Annotated in this window: 25 protein-coding genes; 10 read left to right on the forward strand and 15 right to left on the reverse strand. The window is 67.0% G+C overall.

The window, feature by feature from the left end:
• Nucleotides 1-60 precede the first annotated feature (60 nt).
• A complete protein-coding gene (locus P1L41_RS15730; protein ID WP_276296664.1) occupies nt 61-687 on the forward strand; it encodes a TetR/AcrR family transcriptional regulator in 627 nt (208 codons plus the stop codon).
• Nucleotides 688-729: 42 nt separating this feature from the next.
• Here the strand turns inward: P1L41_RS15730 and P1L41_RS15735 are convergent, their stop codons facing one another.
• Together P1L41_RS15735 and P1L41_RS15740 are read right to left on the reverse strand one after the other, a co-directional pair.
• Nucleotides 730-987: a DUF8028 family protein gene (locus P1L41_RS15735; RefSeq protein WP_276296665.1), complete on the reverse strand. Its 258-nt coding sequence runs from the start codon at nt 985-987 to the stop codon at nt 730-732.
• A gap of 378 nt (nt 988-1,365) precedes the next feature.
• Nucleotides 1,366-1,941, reverse strand: coding sequence for a response regulator (locus P1L41_RS15740; RefSeq protein WP_276296666.1), 576 nt, complete (start codon nt 1,939-1,941; stop codon nt 1,366-1,368).
• A 150-nt stretch (nt 1,942-2,091) separates the two neighbouring features.
• On the opposite strand from P1L41_RS15740, the gene P1L41_RS15745 reads away from it, so the two are divergent.
• The gene (locus P1L41_RS15745; protein WP_276296667.1) at nt 2,092-2,379 is read left to right on the forward strand and encodes a DUF8006 family protein; all 288 of its coding nucleotides are present in this window, start codon (nt 2,092-2,094) and stop codon (nt 2,377-2,379) included.
• Here P1L41_RS15745 and P1L41_RS15750 read toward each other — a convergent pair.
• Nucleotides 2,376-3,221, reverse strand: a complete 846-nt coding sequence (locus tag P1L41_RS15750; protein ID WP_276296668.1) for an NAD(+)/NADH kinase — start codon at nt 3,219-3,221, stop codon at nt 2,376-2,378. The two genes, P1L41_RS15745 and P1L41_RS15750, sit on opposite strands and share 4 nt — an antisense overlap.
• A gap of 108 nt (nt 3,222-3,329) precedes the next feature.
• Between P1L41_RS15750 and P1L41_RS15755 the strand changes: the two genes are divergently transcribed.
• Complete coding sequence (locus P1L41_RS15755; protein WP_276296669.1) at nt 3,330-4,481, forward strand: KaiC domain-containing protein; 1,152 nt, start codon at nt 3,330-3,332, stop codon at nt 4,479-4,481.
• Between the two features lie 54 nt (nt 4,482-4,535).
• Nucleotides 4,536-4,979: a universal stress protein gene (locus P1L41_RS15760; RefSeq protein WP_276296670.1), complete on the forward strand. Its 444-nt coding sequence runs from the start codon at nt 4,536-4,538 to the stop codon at nt 4,977-4,979.
• 2 nt (nt 4,980-4,981) lie between these two features.
• Here the strand turns inward: P1L41_RS15760 and P1L41_RS15765 are convergent, their stop codons facing one another.
• Nucleotides 4,982-5,413: a universal stress protein gene (locus tag P1L41_RS15765; protein WP_276296671.1), complete on the reverse strand. Its 432-nt coding sequence runs from the start codon at nt 5,411-5,413 to the stop codon at nt 4,982-4,984.
• Between the two features lie 270 nt (nt 5,414-5,683).
• Between P1L41_RS15765 and P1L41_RS15770 the strand changes: the two genes are divergently transcribed.
• Entirely contained in the window at nt 5,684-7,084 is a 1,401-nt protein-coding gene (locus P1L41_RS15770) for a protein kinase family protein (RefSeq protein WP_276296672.1), read from the forward strand.
• 3 nt (nt 7,085-7,087) lie between these two features.
• Here P1L41_RS15770 and P1L41_RS15775 read toward each other — a convergent pair whose 3' ends face one another.
• A complete protein-coding gene (locus tag P1L41_RS15775) occupies nt 7,088-8,917 on the reverse strand; it encodes an ATP-binding protein (protein ID WP_276296673.1) in 1,830 nt (609 codons plus the stop codon).
• An 87-nt stretch (nt 8,918-9,004) separates the two neighbouring features.
• On the opposite strand from P1L41_RS15775, the gene P1L41_RS15780 reads away from it, so the two are divergent.
• Nucleotides 9,005-9,796 (forward strand): endonuclease/exonuclease/phosphatase family protein, encoded by a 792-nt coding sequence (locus P1L41_RS15780; protein ID WP_276296674.1) that lies wholly within the window; start codon nt 9,005-9,007, stop codon nt 9,794-9,796.
• A 106-nt stretch (nt 9,797-9,902) separates the two neighbouring features.
• Complete coding sequence (locus P1L41_RS15785; RefSeq protein ID WP_276296675.1) at nt 9,903-10,241, forward strand: DUF7113 family protein; 339 nt, start codon at nt 9,903-9,905, stop codon at nt 10,239-10,241.
• Between the two features lies 1 nt (nt 10,242).
• Here P1L41_RS15785 and P1L41_RS15790 read toward each other — a convergent pair whose 3' ends face one another.
• Entirely contained in the window at nt 10,243-11,493 is a 1,251-nt protein-coding gene (locus P1L41_RS15790) for a DNA double-strand break repair nuclease NurA (RefSeq protein ID WP_276296676.1), read from the reverse strand.
• 131 nt (nt 11,494-11,624) lie between these two features.
• On the opposite strand from P1L41_RS15790, the gene P1L41_RS15795 reads away from it, so the two are divergent.
• Nucleotides 11,625-12,542 carry a calcium/sodium antiporter gene (locus P1L41_RS15795; RefSeq protein ID WP_276296677.1) on the forward strand — a complete coding sequence of 306 codons (918 nt, stop codon included), beginning with the start codon at nt 11,625-11,627 and terminating at the stop codon, nt 12,540-12,542.
• Here the strand turns inward: P1L41_RS15795 and P1L41_RS15800 are convergent, their stop codons facing one another.
• From P1L41_RS15800 to P1L41_RS15820, 5 genes are all read right to left on the reverse strand, one after another.
• Nucleotides 12,543-12,935, reverse strand: a complete 393-nt coding sequence (locus tag P1L41_RS15800; protein ID WP_276296678.1) for a DUF7522 family protein — start codon at nt 12,933-12,935, stop codon at nt 12,543-12,545.
• 108 nt (nt 12,936-13,043) lie between these two features.
• Nucleotides 13,044-14,285, reverse strand: a complete 1,242-nt coding sequence (locus tag P1L41_RS15805) for an ornithine cyclodeaminase, nickel-pincer nucleotide-dependent (RefSeq protein ID WP_276296679.1) — start codon at nt 14,283-14,285, stop codon at nt 13,044-13,046.
• A 64-nt stretch (nt 14,286-14,349) separates the two neighbouring features.
• Nucleotides 14,350-14,736 (reverse strand): hypothetical protein, encoded by a 387-nt coding sequence (locus tag P1L41_RS15810; RefSeq protein WP_276296680.1) that lies wholly within the window; start codon nt 14,734-14,736, stop codon nt 14,350-14,352.
• Between the two features lie 82 nt (nt 14,737-14,818).
• Nucleotides 14,819-15,553 carry a class I SAM-dependent methyltransferase gene (locus P1L41_RS15815; protein WP_276296681.1) on the reverse strand — a complete coding sequence of 245 codons (735 nt, stop codon included), beginning with the start codon at nt 15,551-15,553 and terminating at the stop codon, nt 14,819-14,821.
• Between the two features lie 2 nt (nt 15,554-15,555).
• Nucleotides 15,556-16,440, reverse strand: a complete 885-nt coding sequence (locus P1L41_RS15820) for an aldo/keto reductase (protein ID WP_276296682.1) — start codon at nt 16,438-16,440, stop codon at nt 15,556-15,558.
• Nucleotides 16,441-16,516: 76 nt separating this feature from the next.
• Here P1L41_RS15820 and P1L41_RS15825 point away from each other — a divergent pair, with 76 nt between their 5' ends.
• Nucleotides 16,517-17,221 carry an SOS response-associated peptidase gene (locus tag P1L41_RS15825; RefSeq protein ID WP_276296683.1) on the forward strand — a complete coding sequence of 235 codons (705 nt, stop codon included), beginning with the start codon at nt 16,517-16,519 and terminating at the stop codon, nt 17,219-17,221.
• Nucleotides 17,222-17,368: 147 nt separating this feature from the next.
• Here P1L41_RS15825 and P1L41_RS15830 read toward each other — a convergent pair whose 3' ends face one another.
• The 4 genes from P1L41_RS15830 to P1L41_RS15845 all read right to left on the reverse strand — a co-directional run bounded on the left by P1L41_RS15830 (nt 17,369) and on the right by P1L41_RS15845 (nt 19,902).
• Entirely contained in the window at nt 17,369-17,497 is a 129-nt protein-coding gene (locus P1L41_RS15830) for a hypothetical protein (RefSeq protein ID WP_276296684.1), read from the reverse strand.
• Nucleotides 17,498-17,664: 167 nt separating this feature from the next.
• Nucleotides 17,665-18,072 (reverse strand): hypothetical protein, encoded by a 408-nt coding sequence (locus P1L41_RS15835; protein WP_276296685.1) that lies wholly within the window; start codon nt 18,070-18,072, stop codon nt 17,665-17,667.
• Between the two features lie 63 nt (nt 18,073-18,135).
• Nucleotides 18,136-18,747 (reverse strand): translation initiation factor IF-2 subunit beta, encoded by a 612-nt coding sequence (locus P1L41_RS15840; RefSeq protein WP_276296686.1) that lies wholly within the window; start codon nt 18,745-18,747, stop codon nt 18,136-18,138.
• 57 nt (nt 18,748-18,804) lie between these two features.
• Nucleotides 18,805-19,902, reverse strand: a complete 1,098-nt coding sequence (locus tag P1L41_RS15845) for a CapA family protein (protein ID WP_276296687.1) — start codon at nt 19,900-19,902, stop codon at nt 18,805-18,807.
• Nucleotides 19,903-20,127: 225 nt separating this feature from the next.
• Between P1L41_RS15845 and P1L41_RS15850 the strand changes: the two genes are divergently transcribed.
• The gene (locus P1L41_RS15850; protein ID WP_276296688.1) at nt 20,128-20,400 is read left to right on the forward strand and encodes a HalOD1 output domain-containing protein; all 273 of its coding nucleotides are present in this window, start codon (nt 20,128-20,130) and stop codon (nt 20,398-20,400) included.
• Nucleotides 20,401-20,417 lie beyond the last annotated feature (17 nt).

Below are 20,417 nucleotides of genomic sequence, written 5' to 3' on the forward strand. Positions count from 1 at the left end.
ACGCGATACGGCGGGGGAATCGGAAAGAACTTTTACACCCCGACCGAATATTCGTTCGGGATGAGAGACGGGTCCCCTTTCACCGGCGAACCGGTCGACTCGAACGAGGCGATCATGTACGCCACGTTCTGTGCGCTGCAGGAACACGGCTACGCCGGGCTCTCCATCCAGCGCATCGCCGACCAGACCGACCTCAGCAAGTCGACGTTCTATCACCACTTCGACGGCAAGGAGGACCTGCTGTTGTCGTTCGTCGAGTTCATGCTCCGGGAGTTCCACGAAATTTTCCAACTCGAGTCCACTGGCGACCCCGTCGAAGACCTCCGGACCTACGTCGCCCTGTTGCTGGGCAACCACCCGGTGATGGCCGAGGTTCCGGAGGCCGTCGAAGTGCGCTCGGCGTTCCTGGAGCTGCGTGCGCAGGCGATTCGGGACCCGAACTTCCGCGCGAAGTTCACCGAGATGGACGAGCAGTTCACGTCACAGCTCGCCGAGATCCTGGCGACCGGCATCGAGCAGGGTGTGTTCGCCGACGAGGACCCCGACCAGACCGCGAAGCTACTCCTGACCATCGCGCAGGGCATCAACTTCCAGAAGGTGACCCGGACGGACGACCCGGGCCCGTCGCTCACCGATGCTTTCGAGCAGTACATCGAACGCGAAGTCATGGTCGACCGGCGTGCGTGACCGGCCGAGCCGAAAACCGAGAAGGGCCGTCGGGCGGAGGCGTCAGGCGTGTCGACTGTACCCCCGGCCCAGGAGGAGGCCGGCGATGTTGAGGACGACGACGCCGAGGAGGACGAACAGCGACTGCGCGTCGAGTCCGCCGTAGAGGAGCAGCGGATACGCGAGCGGCGCGAGGACGCCTGTCCAGAAGCCGACGAACCGCAGCGGGCGCAGTGCGACGGAGTGGACGAGCGAGCGGAGCGACAGGTTCTCGGTGGGGACCGGTTCAGTGGGTGATTCGAAGGGCGTGGCGCTTGACATTGGTATCCTCCTCGGCACTCAGTACGCCCCATACCCCAATATAAGCAGCAGACCGTTCCGGATAATTCGCGCTGTTTGGGTTCTTTTTCGTGCGGTCAGGTGGTTCATTACTCGTTTCACGGTTCACCGAGACGTTTTTAGACGGCGTTATACGTTTTATCGAGGGTTCTCTCGAGTTTTCGCTGTTGTCGCGATGGAACGCACGATTTGCACGTCGCGCCCAGAGCCGAGTCTCGCGACTCGCCGGTTCCGGCCCGGAGAGCGGTCTGTCAGGAAGCGTCTAAACTGTCGATGGATACGGCGAGCGAAGCGGATTCGTGACGGTGCTGCGGACGAGAAGCGGTCCCGGGTGGTGCAGTCCCCGGTCGTGTCGGTGCGTCAGTTCGGGTGGCGGTCGATTTCCTTGAACGCGGCGTCCATGTCCCGGAACTCCGAGAGCGCGTCGTCCATCTCCCGTTTCAGCGTCTCGGCGCGCTCTTTGAGCGAGGCGATGTCCTCGTGCTCGTCGAGCGACTGGGCCGTCTTCTCGGCCTCGAGCAGCGCCAGTTTGGAGGTCACTTCGAGATACTCCGCCAGGCGGTCGTCGTACCGGCGAGCGGCCAGTTGCTGGTCGATGGCGGCGACGAGGTCGTCCTTGTCGATGGGCTTGCAGAGGTAGTCGTCGAACGGCATGTCGAGGATATCGAAGTCCGGGTCGACCGCCGTGATCATGATGACGCGCGTGTCGAGGTCGCGGTCGCGGATCTCCGCGAGCACCTCGTCGCCCGAGATGTCCGGCATCCGCCGGTCGAGCAGGATGACGTCGACGCCGTCACCGACCTTCTCGAGGGCTTCGGCCCCACCGTAGGCCGTCTCCGTCTGGTACTCGCTTCGAAGACGCAGTGCGTACACGTCGGCGACGTCCTTCTCGTCGTCCGCTACGAGCACCGTCGCGTCACTTGCTGGCTCTGACACGCTTGCGTCTATCACTACGTGCGTATATAACAGTTCGCCGATTGGGGCACTTGCTGGCCGCTCCCACCTCGGCGGTGGCTCTGTGCACCCGCCACGGTAGGCGCGTAACGGAACTTTAAAGATTGCGTCAGGGTGAATTCTGACCAAAGAATGCTCGCGCTACCGCTCCAGGTCATCGACAGCTTTCTGCTGAGATTTACCATCGGTGATTTCCTCCTGCTCGGGTTCGTGCTCGGTGCCGTCGGCATCCTGCCGACGCGCTCGCTCCGGACGCTGGGCCTGCACACCATCGCTATCGGCGTGATTCTGCTGTTGACGCCCGCGTCGGCGATGGAGCCGAACGCCGGGAGCATCCTCGCGTCCTCCTTCCAGTACAAGCTGTTCGGCCTCGTGTTGCTCGTCCTCGCGCCGGTGCTGTTCGCCGTCGGCCGGCGCTAGCCCAGTTTGTTGAGCGCGGTGAAGAAGTCGAGCGGCGGCCCGGCCAGCCTGACCGGTTCGCTCCCGCGTGAGAGCGTGACCCGTTCTGGCGGTGTTATCTCCTTCCTGATGCGGCCGTCACTGACGACCACGGCGCGGTCCGCGTCGCTGACGCTGACGCTCACGTCGCTGTCCGAGCCGACGATCAGCGGCGGCATCGACGCCTCACCGGCCATCTCCGTCACGACGAGGGCGGCGACGTCGGGGTGGACCAGCGGCCCGCCCTCGCTGAGGTTGTACGCGGTCGACCCGGTGGGCGTCGAGACCAGGACCCCGTCGGCGTGACCCCAGTTGTATCGCGAGCCGTCGACAGTTATTTCGAACGTCGCGCCGCCGCCGTTCCCGCGGTGACCCGCCTGGACCACCACCTCGTTGAGCGCGGGCGATAAGTCCCAGTCCGGGCCGCTGGCGCGCAGGCGCGGCATCGCTCGGGTTCGGGCACTCCCGGTCTTCTGGATGTGCTCGACCTCGGCGACCACCGTCTCGACCGCCTCCTCCGGCGCGATGGCGTTGAGGAAGCCCACCTCGCCCAGGTTCACGCCCATCAGCGGCGTCGACCCGGCGCCGCGCGCCGCGAAGAGAAAGGTCCCGTCGCCGCCGATGCTCACCACCAGGTCACAGGTGTCCATCGACGCCACGGGGGCGGTCGCCACGGACGGCCGCTCGTCGTGTTCGCGGAGGGCCTCGCCGGTCGTCTCGTCGACGACGACCGACGCTGACGCCTCGCCGAGGCGCTCTGCCAGTGTCGCGGCGAGCGACACCGCTCTGTCGTTGTCGCGCTGGGCGACGATACCGACACTCATTACATCACCGTTCCGTCTCGCCAGTTATAAACCCTCTACGACGGGCTTATGTTGGTCGGGACGTGAACTCGTTGCTATGGGTCGCTGGCGTGGCCGGTGGTCGGGCGGATGAGCGAGGAGGACTCCGACGACGACTGGTTCGAGCGCGCATTCAGAGAGGACGACGACGAGTCTCAGGACCGGTCAGCGGCGTCCTCGGACGACGACACGTCGGGCGGCAGCACCGACAGCGGGCCGTTCGACGGCGCGGACGACGCCGACGAGACGAACCCCTTCGAGGGGGGATCGGACGGCGAGAGTCCGTTCGGCGACGCCGGTGGAGACAGTCCGTTCGACGACACCGCTGACGAGAGTCCGTTCGACGACACCGCTGACGAGAGTCCGTTCGAGGATACCGGCGGTGAGAGTCCGTTCGACGACACTGGCGACGATGGCCCGTTCGCAGACGCCGAGCCCGACACCGATACTGGCGGTGACGGCAGCCTGTTCGACGACGACTTCGCGAGCGAGTTCGGTTCGGCCGGCGGGGGCGACGACGGCTTCCAGGACGAGGACTTCGACTCGGACATCCCCCGAATCGACGTCGGTATCGAGGGGCTCGACGGGATGATTCAGGGCGGGATTCCCGAGCGCCACCTCATCGTCGCCATCGGGTCGGCCGGGACGGGGAAGACGACGTTCGGCCTCCAGTTCCTCCACCACGGGCTGGAGATTGGGGAGACGTGCATCTTCATCACGCTCGAGCAGTCCTACCGGAGCATCATGGACACCGCCGCGGACCGCGGGTGGGGGTTCCACGAGTACGAGGAAGCGGACAAGCTGGCGGTCATCGACCTCGACCCGGTGGAGATGGCGAACAGCCTCGACAACATCCGCAACGAGCTCCCCGAGCTCATCGAGGACTTCGACGCCGACCGGCTGGTGCTCGACTCGGTGTCCTTACTCGAGATGATGTACGACCAACCGGCCAAGCGCCGGACCGAGGTGTTCGACTTCACGCGCTCGCTGAAAGCCGCCGGGGTCACGACGATGCTCACCTCCGAGGCCAGCGAGGACAACCCCTACGCCTCGCGACACGGCATCATCGAGTACCTCACCGACGCCGTGTTCATCCTCCAGTACGTCCGCGGGTCGACCCAGGAGACGCGACTGGCCGTCGAGATTCAGAAGATACGGAACGCCAACCACTCGCGGGAGACGAAGCCCTACGAGATAACGATGGACGGCATCTCCGTCTACCAGCAGGCCAACATCTTCTGAGGCCGCCACGACCGTTTCGTCAACACTTATCTGACTACCCGAACAGGCGTTCGTATGGTTCTGCTTGTCCCCTTCGACGGGTCGTCCCTCTCGAAGACGGCCCTCGAACGCGCGGCGGAGTTCAGCGAGTACCGCGGCGAGGAAGTCGTCGTACTGAGCGTCATCCCGGACTCCGTCGAAAACGCCCTCGACCGCGATTGGCTCGACCCCGAAGAGACGTTCAACATCGAGAAGATCGCCGAGAAGCTGGCGGAGCAGGCTGCCGACATCGCCCCCGATGCCCGGTTCCGCTACGAGATTCCGGACGACGTGAGCTCGATGGCGTCGAACACCACCGACGTGGTCCGGACCATCCGGACGGTCGCCAACGAGGAGGACGCCTCTATCATCTTCATCGGCAGCGAGAACGCCGGCCGCGTCTCGACGCCGGTGACCAGCGTCGGCGCACCGGTCTCCGAGGACCCACAGTACGACGTCCACATCATCCGGCACGCGTAGCCCTACCTGACGACGGTCACCGGGACCGTCGCACGCCGGACGACGAGTTCCGCGACGCTCCCGAGCAGGATGCGCGAGACACCCGACCGGCCGTGGCTCCCCATCACGATCTGGTCGATGTCGTGTTCCGCGGCGTAGTCGACGATGGTCTGGGTCGGTCGGCCCACTTCGAGGACGCGCTCGACGTCCGTGACGCCCGCCTCGTAGGCGTCTTCCTCGAACTCGTCGAACAGCGCCTTTGCGCTCTCTTTCTGGTCCTCGTACCACTCCTCCGAGAAGGAGGGCACCGACGCCTGTGCACTGTAGCCGGCCTCGGCCGGGTTGATGACGTGGAGCAGTACGACTGTGGCGTCTGCGAACTCCTCGAGAACGTAGGCCAGGGCGTCGGCCGCCTGGTCCGACCCGTCGACTGGCACCAGTATCCGCTTGCTCATGGTGTAGGTGGACACCCCGTGGGGCTTGAATGTTCGCCCGGCCCCGGTGGCAGTGTTTAGTTTAGCCGGTATTGACTCAGGGAGCCAGAGATCACTGGCCCGCAGAACAGCCAGTGAGGGTCGGAGCCGTCCGGCCGTGCTCGGGGGGAGTCGTGTAACAAAGAGCGACTGTCGCCGGTCCGGGCCCGCGGACGGAACTGGGGACGAATATGACAGTCTCCGTATGTACGGAACCTATTTCAAACGCCGTGACAATTCTCTCTCAGGATTATGGCGGGTGGGGACCCGATGCGGACAGAGACGAGTGGTGGGAGCCCGGTCGGCCGCGAGCCGGGGAACGCCTTAGAGCGCAAGCGACCGCTGGAACTCCTGGAGGATGGCGACGAGTGGGTGCTCTGTGTCTACGGCGAGAGCGAGGGCGAGACGACGCTCCTCTCGACCCACGAGGCTCGAATCGGCGCGATGCGGACGGCCAGGGCCACGATGGACGAGGACGGCCACCCGTGCGTGCTCCACTGGGATTCGACCGACCGGCTGGGCAACGTCTACTGGAACCCGCTGTTCGAGCGACTCGAAGTCCGATACGACGACCTGCTCGCGGCGTGGGCCGTCGTCCCGGCCTCGGGCTACGTCCTCTTCGAGACGGCCCCGGAGAAGCAGCGCGCCTGCTCGCTGGCACGGTCGGTCCAGCACGACTACCACTTCAAGCACCTGGACGTGTTCGCACCGAACGACGAGCGCCAGCAGGTCGTCGACCATCGGTTCGTCGAGGACCCGCCCACCACACCGGGCCGGACGGTGCCATCGGTTGACACCGAGACGCCAGCGGCGACCGACGACGCTGCCGACGACGACGCCCCGGTCCCTGACCGCCAGTCGACGCCGGCACAGGTACTCGACGCGGCCGTCTCGGACCTGACCGCCATCACCGAGGTCGAGACGTCGGGGCCGGTCCACCGCTACCGGGCGACCGGTGCGGACGACGACCCTGTAGAGATCGCCACGCTATCGCCGGCGTTCACCAGCGACCGGTCGGTGATGACCGCGTTCATGTCCGTGGTCACCAAGTGGGAGGAGGTGGCCGACGCGGCCCACGTCACGACGGTCCACGACGTCGGTATCGGTCCGGCCCCGTGGGTCGCCTATCCCATCGGTGACGGGCCGCTGGCGGAGCACGTCGACGGGCTGTCGGTCCGGGAGCGTCTCCGTACCGTCTGTGACGTCGCGTCGGCGCTCGACATCGCGACCCGCTACGACGTCCCGCGCCGGGGCATCCGGCCGGAGACCGTCCGCCTCGAGACGCGAGGCGAGGCGACACGCGCCACGCTGTCGGGCTGGGGGCTGCGGCGGGCGGTGGCCGATGCGCTCGACGAGCGCCGGGTCACGCCGTACACGGCCCCCGAGCAGCTGGACGGCGAGACGACGCCGACGACCGGAACCTACCAGCTGGGCGCGCTCACGTACCGGCTGCTGGTCGACCGGGACCCCTTCGAGGACCAGGTCGACCTCGCCGACGCCATCCGGCAGGGCGACCTCTCGCGGCCAAGCCGGGTTCGGGACGCCCCTGCGGCCGTCGACGACGTGCTGTTGCGCGCGATGGACCCCGAGCCGCGGGACCGGTTCACCAGCGCGACGGCGTTCCGCGACCGACTCCTCGACGCACTGCAGTGACCGTCAGTCCCGGCCGTGGCGGGTGACACAGGTCGAGAGCCCGATGAGCTCGACGGGTTCTGAGTTGTCCGGCGAGTAGACCACGCGTTGCCCTTTCTCCATGTAGGGGACCTTCGACTCCAGGTTGCTGGGGATGTTCACCGCCGAGATGGCGTCCTCGTCCCCGAGGTTGAGGACCATCTTGGTGTTTATCTGCTTGAACACCGGGTCGGCGATGTCCTGTGGGTCCTGCGTGATGAGGTAGAGCCCCAGGCGCTCCTTGCGCCCCTGTTTCGCGGCCTCGGTGAACTTCCCGATGACCTTCCGGGCCTGGACGCTGTCGGCGTCGGTGAGGAAGTTGTGGGCCTCGTCCATCCCGAGCACCAGTGGAGTCTCCTTGATGCGATCGTAGGTCGGGTCGTTCGAGAGCTTCTGGTCGATGAGCAGGCTCGACACCGCGAGCACGATGGTCGACGCCGTCCGGGAGTCGGTGATGTGGTACGTCGGGATGACCGTGAGGCCGCCATCACGGACCAGCTGGGGCACCTGGTCGGTGATGGGCCGGGCGTCCTGGTCGAAGACGGCGTCGAACCCCTGGACGCGGCGCTTGATGGCGTCGAAGGTGGCCTCGTGGACGTCGCCGGCCTCGTCGAGCTCCTCTTTCATCGCCGGGTCCGAGAGGAAGGTCTTGAACTCGCTGTAGGTCCCGTTCGAGCCGTACTGGCGCTTGAATCGCGGGAGTAAGGTGTTGAGCAGCGCGCCGTACTGGTTGTCGTTGAGGCTCGACCCGGCGATGAGCCACGGGTTCTCGTAGACCAGCGAGAAGGGGATGGTGAACTCCACCTGCTCGGCGTGGTGGTGGCTGGCACTGTACTCCGCGCCGGCGACCTTCGGGACGAACGCGATGGTGTCGTCGTAGCCCCCGTGGGAGATGCCCTCGCGCGCACACCGGCGGGCGAACTCGTCGGTCATCGCGGGGTTGTCGTCGTGCATCTGGGCGTACTCGTCCTGCGGGTCGAACTGGACGACGGCGAGCTCGGGCGTGCGGCCGTCGCCCATCCCGTAGGTCCGGCCCAGGTACTGGCGGAGGACGTTCTTCGAGCTGTGGGTCTTGCCCGACCCCGTCCCGCCGGCGACGAGCGTGTGGCGGAACACGAGCGGGTCGCCGGCCTCGTAGTCGTCTTTCAGGCGGTAATCGATGGTCGGCGGTTCGGCGGCGGTGCGGACCTTCTCGCCGCCGACCGAGAGGTGGCCGAGGAAGACGCCGTCTTCGGGTATCTTCAGGCCGGTCTTGATCTCGGTCTTGTCGGTGGCCTCCCGGATGACCGTCTCGGGCTTGGGGACGCGGTCGGTCATCCGGCGCTTGAGTTCCCCGTCGTCGCTGTACAGGACCGCGACGGGGTCGAGCTCGGCCATGAACTTGAAGTCCTGTTCGTCGATGCCCTGCTCGCGCATCGCCCGGCGGGCGTGGATCTCCGTCGCGTCGTCGGCCCGGAACTCCTGGGCGTACTCGAGGGCGGTGATGCGACAGAAGAGGCGTTCGCCCCCCGGATACGGGACCAGGAGGTACTTGCCGATGCGGACCGCCGAGCGGTTCGCGGCGGTGACGTAGGCACGCAGACATGTCTCGTCGGCCTCCTCACTGATGCGCAGGCCGTTGGCTGCAGAGAGGACGCCCAGGCCGGTGTCGGGGGCCGCCGGCTCCGCGTCCATCTGCTCGAAGGTGTCGTCGGCCGCCTCGCCTGTCGGTGTGGTGGTGGATTCCTCGCCGGCGTCGGCGCGTTCGGTCGGGTCGTCCCCACTGTCTCCGTCGGCGTCGGCGCTGAATTCGGTGAAATCCCCGAGGTCGGACATATCCGGCCGGACGGCGGCGAGCGACAAACGCCTTTCCCCACCGGAGCGGAAGTGAAACCTTACCCACCTGGGTGCCGACCGCCCTGTATGGACGGGTTGCGGGTGATGACGTTCAACGTGCGCTACGACGCGGCCTCCGACGGCCGGGACAGCTGGTCCCACCGGCGGCGTCTCGTCGCCAGTACCGTCCGGTATCACGAGCCGGACGTCGTCGGCATCCAGGAGGCGATGGCCCACCAGATGCGCGAGCTGGAGAAGTTGCTGCCGGCCTACGACTGGGTCGGTGACCCGCGTGACACCGTCGCCGCGGGCGGCGAGCACACGGCGGTCGGCTTCCGGACCGACCGGTTCGAGTGCGCCGCGACCGAGACGTTCTGGCTCTCGGAGACGCCCGAGACGCCCGGCAGCGTCGGCTGGGACGCCCGCTACCCCCGAGTCGCGACCCACGCCCGGCTTCAGGACCGACACGCGGGCGACCAGGTGGTCGTCCTGAACACCCACCTCGACCACAAGGGCGAGCGGGCCCGCCGGGAGGGCATCGAGCTCGTCCTCGACCGGTTCGACGACGTCGTCGGCGACGCCCCGGGGATGGTGATGGGCGACTTCAACTGCGTCGTCGGCGACCCGGCCCACGAGTACGCCGTCGACCACGTCCTCCCCGACGGGCGGCACCTCTTCGACACCCGCGGCCTCGCGAACTATCGACACGGGCCGACGACGAGCCGGTCTGACTTCCACGACCTCCTCCCGGACATGGGTATCGACCACGTCTTCGTGACCGAAGGGGTCGACGTCTCGTCGCACGCCGTCTGCACCGACCGGGACGACGAGCACTACGCGTCCGACCACTTCCCGGTCGTCGTCGACTGCACGCCGTAGTACCCGTTGAGCCCCGTTCGTGTGGTGTGGTCTCGTGGCGCACGACTCGAACGGTCAAAACGGTTTCGGAGGGAGCCTTTTGCTGCTGGAGCGTCTACTCCGTGGTATGTTGCTCATCCGAGGAAACGCCGGTGGGACGGGCCTCACCGGAACGTTGTTCGAACCGGGCGAGGAGCCCCCGTCGTTCAAGGGTGCGCCCGACGAAGGGGCGCCCTACGTCTGGGTCTGCGACGCCTTCTACGAGGTCGAGAGCGGCGGGAGCACTCAGCAAATCGGCGACCGCGAACTCAGAGTCGCCTTCGAATCGCCGATGCCCCGTGGGTTCGAGACTCGCGAAGCGGCCATCGACGCGGCCAAAGAACACGTCAGAACGCAGTTCGCTCGCGTCGGCGTCGCCGCCGAGGACGTCGAGATAACCGTCCTCCAGGCAGAGGAAGCCCACTGAGTCAGAACGCCTCGGAGACTGCACCCCACCGCTCGTCGTCGTACTCCTTCTCCCGGTCGGTGTCGAACTCGCGCTCGATACGCCGCGTGAGCTCCTCGCTCCCCTGACGGTCGATTCGGGCCAGTTCGTCGGCCTTCGCCACGGCAAGCGGCGGACCCCGCTCCGCCGCCACGTCGTGGAGCACCTGCCGGGTCAGTCGTTCCCGGCGCTCGGCGTCCCTCGTGAACGCGTAAGGTGCCTCGACCCGGAACACGAGGTCGGTACGGGGGTCGTAGAGGACGAAGAACGTCACCTCGTATGCCTCGGAGTCCAGCGACCGCTCCAGCCCCAGTGCGTCGCCACCGGCAGCCATCACGCCGTCCGTCCCGCCCCGCGAGACGAACCAGTTGGTGAAGGTCAGACAGTCGCGGGCCAGGCTGCCGTCCTCGCCCCGGCGTTCCAACACACGACGGAAAAACGCCGTATCGTTCACCCAGGGGGCCGTAGTCTTTCGTCGTACGGCTCGCGTGAGAGCCTTCGATGCCGAGTTCTTGACGAATCCGACCAGCGGGACGTCTCGTTCGACGAACCGCTCGACGAGCTCGATGTAGTTTCCTACGACGGTTTTCGGGCGGTCGTCCTCGGCCAACAGGTCCGCGAGTTCCGAGTCGCGCTCGGCCCAGCGCAGGAGCCCGGTTGGGTATATCGGCCCGTCGAGGACGAACAGGTCCTCGACCATGTCGGCGTTGCTCAAGGCGTGTCTGCTCTCGGCCAGGTAGAGCGCCAGCGCGTGGACGACCCGCTGTTCGTACCGGTCGACCTGGGGGACCTCCAGCACGCGCCGGCGGGCGAACCCCCGGTCGTCGGCCCGCCAGTCGCCGTCGAACTGCACCGTCGAGTCGTTCGTGTGGACTGCCATGATGATGGTCCGGCCCCGGTGCAGGTCGACGTCCGAGGGGACGGCGCTCATCGCGGCCTGTGCCACGTCCAGGACGAGGCCGTTCTTGAACGTCGTCGGGTTGATGGTCCCCGAGTCCAGGCCGTGTTGGGTGGGGAACGGTGGGGACTCCAGTGCGACGTCCTCGATGGTGACTCTCCGGCGCCGCTGCTCGTCGAGCGGTGCCAGAATCTTCGTCCCGTCCTGCCACAGTGGGTCCAAGAAGTGCTCCCAGACGTCTTCGGCGACTGCCCCCTGGTCGCTCGTCTCGACGGTCTTGCCGACCTGGCCGGCCAGCTGCGCGATGCCGTCGACGTGGACCGGGTCGAGTGTCATGTCCGTGGATTCGGTGGGCGGAGCATAACTCTGGTGGGGCACAACAGTTAGGGGACTGCTGGGGGTAGCACCCCACGTGTCGTCCTATCGGACTCCCTTCCCCTTCGTCCACGCACCGGAGTGCTACTGAGATGGTCCTGTTCGACGTCCTGTTCGTCGGCGTGGCCATCGTGGCGCTGTGGTTCGGTGCCGACCAGTTCGTCACCGGTGCCTCACGGGTCGCGAAACGGCTCGGGATCCCGGGGCTGGTCATCGGCCTCACCGTCGTCGCCTTCGGGACCTCCGCGCCCGAGTTCGCGGTGACGCTCGACGCCGCGTTCTCCGGGCAGCCCGACATCTCCGTCGCGAACGTCGTCGGGTCGAACGTCATCAACCTCGGGTTCATCCTCGGTGGCGTCGCGCTGGTCCAGGCGCTGGCGACGTCCCAGACGCTCGTCCGCCGCGACGGGCTCTTACTCGTCGTCTCGACGGCGCTCCTACTGGGGCTCGTCCTCGACGGTCGTCTGGGTCGCCTCGAGGGCGCGCTGCTCTTCGTCCTGCTCGTGGGCTACCTCGTCGTCCTAGTGCGATTGGGTAGCGACCGGGTCACGGCGGCGGTCGACGACTCGTTCGGATGGCTGGACGCGGGCCGGCTCGTCGGCGGCCTGGCCCTGGTCGTCGGTGGCGGCCACCTCCTCGTGCTCTCGGCGGTGGACATCGCCCAGGCCGTCGGCGTCTCCCAGTGGGTCATCGGCATCACCGTCGTCGCCACCGGGACGTCGCTCCCGGAGTTCGCCACCTCGTTAGCGGCGGCCAGACAGGGCCGGATGGGACTCTCGGCCGGCAATCTCGTCGGCAGTTCGCTGTTCAACATCCTGGGCGTGCTGGGGCTGGCGGCGCTGGTCACGCCGCTCTCGGTCGGCCCCGTCGCCGTCGAGTCGACGGCGTGGCTACTCGGGATAGTGGTGCTGGTGACGGTGCTGTTCTACACCGACGAGACGCTCTCGCGACTCGAGGGCGGCCTACTGGTCGCGCTCAACGGCGTCAACTGGGCGCTGAGTCTGCTGTGATTACTCCTTGCCGGACTTCTCGCGCAGGAGGCGCTCGATAGCCTCGGCGATCTCCTCGTAGGAACTCATCGAGAGTCCATCCGTGGTGATGAGCACGCCCTGGCGCTCTGTGGTCACCCGCAGCAGATACCCGTTCTCGAACGCGCGCACTGTGAACTTGTACTCCCCGAGTTCGGAGTCCTGGTAGGCGTTCTTGGTCTGCTTGTAGCCCTGCCACTCGTGGCCGACGAACTCGTTCAGGTCGGCGTCGCGTTCGAGGTCCTCCCGCAGATACAGCTGCTCGAAGTTCGCCCGGGTGAAGTACGTCACCGAGCGTAGCGAGTCGCCAGTGGCCGTCCGGGCCGTCGTGACAATGCTATCGGCGAGGTCCTCCGAGAGGATGTTCCGGGTCATAGCTGGACGGAGACGGCCCACCCTCTTAATCTCCCGGATACCCACCACCGTTTTCGGCGTCGTGTCGGCCGCCGAATCGCGCGTCGAGCGTGTCGTCGTCGGCCGATGCTACGTCCCAGGCGCGCCCTCGATGAGTTTGTCCGCCAGCATCGGAACGAACGTGCCGACGTCGGTGACCATCCCCACCGCCTGTGCCGACCCGCGGTCGAGCAGTTGCGTCACCGTCGCGGGGTTGATGTCGACGCAGACGACCCGCGTCGTCGAGGGCAGGCAGTTCCCCACCGCGACGGAGTGCAACAGCGTCGAGAGCATCAGGACCATGTCGGCCTCGTGGGCCTGCTCGCGGATGGCGTTCTGGGCCTCGACGGCGTCGGTGATGGTGTCAGGCAACGGGCCGTCGTCGCGAATCGACCCCGCGAGGACGAACGGACGGTCGTTGACCACGCACTCGTACATCACACCTGATTCGACGGTGCCCGCCTCGACAGCGGCTGCGATGGAGCCCTCGCGGATGACCTCGCTGATGGCGTAGATATGGTGCTTGTGGCCGTGGCGGGGGTGGTCGAGGCTCTCGGTGTCCATGCCCAGCGAGGTGCCGTAGAGGTCGCGCTCGATGTCGTGGACGGCGAAGCCGTTGCCGGCCGAGAGCATGTCGACGTACCCCTCCCGGACCAGACGCGCCAGGTCCTCCCGGGCGCCCGTGTGGATGACCGCGGGGCCACAGACGGCCAGTACCGTCCCGCCCTCCCGCTTGGTCTCACGGATGGCCGTCGCGATGTTCTCGATGGTCGTCTCCGACGGGCGCTCAGAGGAGACACCGCCCCGCATGAACCCGAACGCGCCGCCAGTGTCGCGTGGTCGCGACGGCGGCTCGACCTTGATGCCCGTGTCGCCGGTGACGATGCGGTCGCCTTCCTCGACGGCGTTGAGGACCTTCGTGTACGCTCGCGGTCCGTCGGGCCCGTCCTCGACGACCACCGCACAGTCCATCTCCATGTGCTCGACGTCGAGCCACTCGCCCTCGTAGCGGACGAACGTCGGGTGGTTGGTCGTCGAGTAGAACCCCTCGGGGACGACCTGGTCGGCCGGCGCCGGCTGGAGGCTGACGTCCTTCGGGTCCGCCGGATTGGCCCCGTTCTGGTGGAGTTCGTGGACGATAGTCTGGAGCGCCGCCTCGTCGTCGGCTTCGACGAGCAGGCGGGCGTAGGACTCCTCGTCTTTGTGCCGGCCGATGTCGAACGCCTCGACGGTGAACGACCCGCCGAGGTCCATGATGATGCCGAAACAGGCCCCCATCATTCCCGAGTCGATGATGTGTCCCTCGAGCTCGACCTCGCGTGAGACGGTCATACGTACAGCGAGGCGACCGCCGGGTAAGACGGTTTGGGGCCGCAACGGGACGTCGCGACTGCCGTCACGCGTCCTGTACCGACCGGTCGACGGCCCACGAGAGCGTCTCGTCGGCGGCCCGGAGCCGGTCGTAGAACCGCCTGAGGCCGTCTGATTCCGTCGTGGGAAGCACATGCAGTCTGACGGTCCCGTCCCGCACCGAGACGCGGAAGACGTCCGCCGTCCCCTCGTCGCGGACCAGCCACAGGGGCATGGGCAGGTCGTGGAAGTCGCCGTAGCGGTAGGGGCCGTCTGTGAGGATGTCGACAACGACGGACACGAGGTCGGGCGTGGTCCGCTCGCTGTCGGGGACGAGTTCGAACGTCGTCCCGCCCTCGTACTCGACGCCGCTGCCGTGGGGGAAGCGCCGCTCCGGGCGGCGTGGAATCGAGAACGACGGCTCCGACGTCATGGCGCTCTGTGCCACGCTTGGTCGCCATGCGATTTAAACTCGCGGGCAGTCCTGGGGTCCGACGGCCGTCAGCGGCCCGCTCTCACGTCCCCTGGTGGAACGCGAGGCTGTACATCGTCCCGACCGACGTGGCCGCCACCTCGTCGACGAGGCGGTCGGCGCGCTGTTCGAGCGGGTCCCCGAGGTCGGGCGGCAGTCGCTCCGTCGACTGCTTGACCAGGACCAGATGCGCCCGCAGATGCTTCGCCGTCCACGGAACCGGGTCGAGCAGTGTCGTCTCCCGGTCGAAGCGCCAGCCGTGTCCCTCGAAGAGACGGCGGAGGAGCGTCGACGGGTAGAACGAGAGGGCCGGTCGACCGTCGGCGAGTTCGCTCGCGGCGTTCACGACGGCGACCAATCGGCGCATCGCGGCGTCGACCGGCAGCGGGGCGTAGTCGTCCACGACGAGGTGGCAGTCGGGTGCGGCGACACGAGTGAGTTCCCCGACAACGTCGGCGAGTGCCGGCGGGTCGAGGACGGTACACAGCGCGTGGGCCGTGACGAGGTCCACAGAATCGGTCGCAAGGGGCGTCTGTCTCAGGTCGCCCCTGAGGACGACGAGGCGGTCGTCGTCCCCGCAGCGCTCGCGAACGGTCGCCGCGTGGTCGGCGTCGTCGGTGACGGCGTAGACCCGCCGGGCGCCCGCTTCGAGGAGGCCGGCCGTCGTGTTCCCGACGCCGGCGCCCGCCTCCAGACAGGTTCGTCCTGCCACCGGCTGGTCGGCCAGCGCGGTTCTGACCGTCTCGGGGACGCCCGTCCCTGGGTCCTCCCAGCCCACGTTCAGTGGTGGAGCTGCTCGGGGACCGGGCTGTCGTCGTGCCGGGCCGCCTCGACGACGGACCGCTGGGTCGCCTCGTCCATCCCGTCGTAGCGGTCGGCGGCGTCCAGCATCATGGAGACCAGCTTCGGGTCGCCGGACGAGACGACGGTCGTCAGCCCCTGCGCAGCCGCGAAGTCGAAGCGCTCGCGTATCTCGTCGGGTCGTGAGACGGGTTCGTACCAGTTCGCGAACGGGCGGTCCTCCTCGTAGCGCTCCGACGCAGGCGGCCAGGACCCCTTCGCGAACGCCTTGATACCGAGCGTGCCGACGTCGTGCTCCTCGGCCAGTTCCAGGACGCCCTCGTAGTCGTGTTCTGCGTCGTCCTTCGCGGCGACGACCGGGTTCAGCGGGAACATCACCGTCTCCAGGTCGTCGATACGCTCGATGGCGGCCTTGATGAGGGCCGGGTCGCCGTGGCTCGTCAGCCCCAGGTGGTCGACCAGACCCTCGTCCTTCGCCTCGCGGAAGGCCGACAGCGCACCGTCGTCGGCGGTTATCTCGTCGAGTTCGTGTTCGTACTCGAGGCCGTGGACCTGGTAGAGGTCGATCGTCTCGATGCCCATCCGGTTCAGCGACAGGGCGAGTTTCCGCCGGGCTCCTTCGTAGCCGCGCTCCTGGGTCTTACACCCGAGGAAGATGTCCTCGCGGTACTGGCGGAGCTTCGGGCCGAGCTTCAGCTCGGCGTCGCCGTACATCGGCGCCACGTCGAAGTGGTTGACACCGTAGTCCAGCACGTGTTCGACCATCTGGTTCGCGCCCTCTTGTTCCAGCCACTTGAGGGCGATTGTGCCGAACGTCAGCACGGTGCTCTCGTGTCCGGTCGCACCTAGTGTGCGGGTCTCCATATCGGGGGATCACACCGGACGCGCAAAACTGTTGGTGCGGGGTGGGTTTTTGCTCTTCGACGCTCTCACTCGTGGTATGTGTGGTCGTTACAGTCTGTTCGCCCCGCCCGCCGACATCAAGGAGCGGTTCGGCGCGACGTTCGACTTCGAGTTCGAGCCCCGGTACAACGCCGCACCGAGCCAGTCGCTCCCGGTCGTCGCCAGCGATGCCGACGACACCATCCAGCGGATGGAGTGGGGACTGGTCCCCTCGTGGGCCGACGACCGCTCGGACCACGGCTACATCAACGCCCGCGCCGAGACACTGTCGCGCAAGCGCTCGTTCGCCGACGCCTACGAATCGCGTCGCTGTCTCGTTCCCGCCGACGGGTTCTACGAGTGGACGCCGCGAGACGACGGCGAGAAACAGCCCTACCGGGTCTGTCTCCCCGACGATGCCGTCTTCGCGATGGCCGGCCTCTACGAACGGTGGGACCCCCCACAGCGCCAGACCGGCCTGGGCGAGTTCGGGTCGAGCGGTAGCGGTGGGGGAGAAGACGACGTCGTCGAGACGTTCACTATCGTCACCACCGAGCCAAACGAGACGGTCGCCGACCTCCACCACCGGATGGCTGTCGTACTCGCTCCCGACGAGGAGGCCACGTGGCTGCACGGCTCGACCGAGGACGCGGCTGCCCTGCTCGACCCCTACGACGGCCCGATGCGGACCTATCCGGTGTCGACGGCGGTCAACAGCCCCAGCAACGACTCCCCGGCGGTTATCGAGGCGGTCGAACCGTAGGACCTGGCTACGTTCCGCCGCTTTGCGACGAACTTCGGACCAGCGACCGCCGACGACTCGCGAACCGGGTCCCCACTCTGCGGGTTCGGCTCCGCTCAGAAATCGGTCCACTCGGCGACGCTCGGAGAGAGAACTGCGACGTGACGCCTACTCGCTCGGGCTGTTGCGGCGGTTGAACTGGTACACCATGGCCCACAGCGTCTCCTCTTGGGATTTCCCCATCGAGGCCGCTTGGAGTTGGCGGTACAGGCCGTCTGATACGGTAATCTCGGGCATCAGCCGTATTAACTCCGGGAAAATATGTAAACTTATTGATACTCGGAAGCGAGTTAACCCTTTCGCCGGCGCTCACGGTGGTGTTTAGTCAAGAAAACGAGTGCAAACAGCCAGCCGGGGCTTTCTGACTCTCTGAAGCGACAGCTGCTAAGCGAAACACTGCATGCTCACCGAACGAACTCGTGTGGGTTCGTCTCTTCGGTGAGCACGCGTCCGTCATCGGTCCCGAACGCCTCGCCCGCGAGCAGCAGATACAGCGCGCAGGTCGCCGAGAGCAGGATACCGGCCAGTGGCACCGCGAACGTCGCTCCGGAGAGCAGCGGGAGCAGTTGGACGACGGCGAGGCCGCCCAACGCGACGATTCCGAGGCGCCGACCCCACGGCGCTCGGAGGGCGACGCCGACTCCGGCGGGAACCAGCAAAACGCCAAGCGCCGCCTGTGCGAAGGCGAGGACGAGGGAAGCCACGCCGACAGCAGAGAGGAGCGCGAGGACACCCGACGCGGTGTTCACGACGCCATACCCGAGCGCCAGGACTGCGACGACTGTCAGACCCACACCGCTGTCGCTAGTCATTGGTCGTGCTGTGGACGGATCGAATAAGTGTCTGGTGGCGAGCCGCGGGGAATCCGGGCTTCGTTACTGGACGCGACCGAACGCCAGCGTGCCGCTGATGCTCTCGATGTAGGCGTTGACGACCTGGCCCTCCTGGGCGCCGGAGACGAAGATGGTGTACTTGCCCTTCTCGGCGACGCCGTCGCCCTCGCGGCCGGTGCCGGTGATCTTGACCTCGTAGGTCTCGCCCTCTTCGAGGGTGGGTCGGTCCTGCTGTTGGGTCTTGCTCGCGCCCTTCGAGACCGGACGGAAGGCCCCACAGGCCTGACAGCGGAGCATGTCCACGCCGTCCTCGGTCTTGAGGACCGTGTCGGGGAGGCCACACTCCGAGCAGGTGACGTACTCGGCGACGTAGGCGTCGACGGCCGCCTGGAAGTCCGACGTGTCGAACGACCCGTTGTAGCGGGCCTCACGCCCGTCGAACTGGCCGTTGGTCCCGAACTCGCGCTGGATGCTGCGGTGGAGGTGCTGGGGGTCACGCGAGAGCGCGTCGGCGATGGCCCCGAGGTTCGTCAGACGTGTGAAGGCCCCGTCCGTCTGTCCCTCCGGGTCGGGAATCTTGAGCCGTTCGCCGCTCTCCCGCGGTTGGTCCGGCAGTACGTCGTATGCTCTGTCGAGCGCGTCGTCGTAGTTCATAGAGGAAGAAGGAGGGTGGACCCTAAATGGGTTCCGTGATAGTCGCACCCACCGGCCTCAACAAGAGAGCGCGAGTCTGAGGCCGGCGCCCGCGCGGGTGAACGTCGAGTCGAACGGCGCCGAGATCTGCCGCATCCGGTCGCGGAGCCACGCCGCTGCCTCGTCGTCGGCCAGGGTCACGCTCGAGTCGACGATCTCGACTGGAACCAGTTCCAGCACGCGCAGCGTCCCGTCGTCGACGACCAGCTCGAACAGGAGACTCCGGTCGTTGTGCAGGTCCGGCTTCACGAGGTAGTCGTCGACGAAGTCGCCGGCGTCGTAGACGATGGGGCGGCCCCGATACACCTCGACGCCCTGGATGACGTGGGCGCTGTGGCCGTGGACGACGTCGACGCCGTGGTCGACCAGCCAGTGGGCGAACGCCTGCTGGGTCGCCGACGGGTCGACGTCCCAGTTCGGTCCCCAGTGCAGCGAGGCGACCACCAGGTCCGGGTCGGTCTCGCGGGCCCGCTCCAGTGCGCCGCCGACCCACTGGCGGGTCAGCGGGTTGTCGGGGTCCAGGGGGACGTAGGCGGCCCCGGGACTGTTGGCGCGGGCGGCGTAGAGCGGCGCCTGGTCGGTGAGCGCGACGACGGCGACCTCGAGGTCGCCGACCGTGACGAGCGCCGGCTCGAAAGCGGCCTGCCGGGTCGGGCCCGCGCCGGCGGTCGGTATCTCCCCGTCGGCGAGGTGGTCGAGGGTATCCGCCAGCGCGACGGGACCGAAGTCGAGGAGGTGGTTGTTCGCGAGCCCGGCCCAGCTGGTCCCGACGCCGGTCAGCGCCGGGACGGCCCACGCTGGCCCGGCGCGGAAGTAGTAGCCCCGTCCAGGATGGCGCTGACCACGGGCCGAGACACAGCACTCGAGGTTCAGAAAGAGGCCGTCGAGGGCCCGCAACCGCTCGGTCACGTCACCCCACACCCCGGTCGGGACGCGGTCGTCCCACCGTGCGTCTACGCCGCGACCCAGCATCACGTCGCCGACGAAGCCGAGCCGATGGCGTGCTGTCGTGTCGACCGAGAGCGGACAGTCGGCCTGCGACTCGCTGGCGGTACCCAGGCATCCGCCGAGGCCGGCGAGGCCTGTCGCGAGAACGGTTCGGCGCGTCGGAGACACGGACGTCCGGGTCGACGTGCGCACCGGTCTTTAATTCCCTGTCGCCGCCACCCGCGCCGTGCTGGCCTCCGAACACTGTTCAGTTGGTTACCAGACGCTATTCGGGTATCACGACGGAAATTGGGCCCAGAGACCTCAGATAGCCACTTCACGACGGTTCAGGTATCTAGTCTGTGATTCGAAGTGATGACAATATTTATTACAATATAGTTCACACATCTCCACATGAATCAGTCCCCGAAACGCGGGGTGCGAAAGTCGCTGAACGACGACGGAGTGCCGCCCGCCGTCTCCATCGTCAGAACTGTCGCCGACGTCGCCGGTGTGAACGTGAGCGAACTCGAACCGCTCGAAGAGTCCGTTCCGGCCGACGCGCTGAACAGCGTCGCGAGGAACGACGGAACGCAGCTCTACTTCGAGTACGAGGGCTACGACGTCACCCTCGACGGCGGGGACGCCTTCATCGTTTCCGAGTCCGACGCGACCAGCGTTCGATAGCCCCGGACGGAGCCGTC

It is taken from the genome of Haloarcula ordinaria (genome assembly GCF_029338275.1).
GTDB classification, from domain to species: domain Archaea; phylum Halobacteriota; class Halobacteria; order Halobacteriales; family Haloarculaceae; genus Haloarcula; species Haloarcula ordinaria.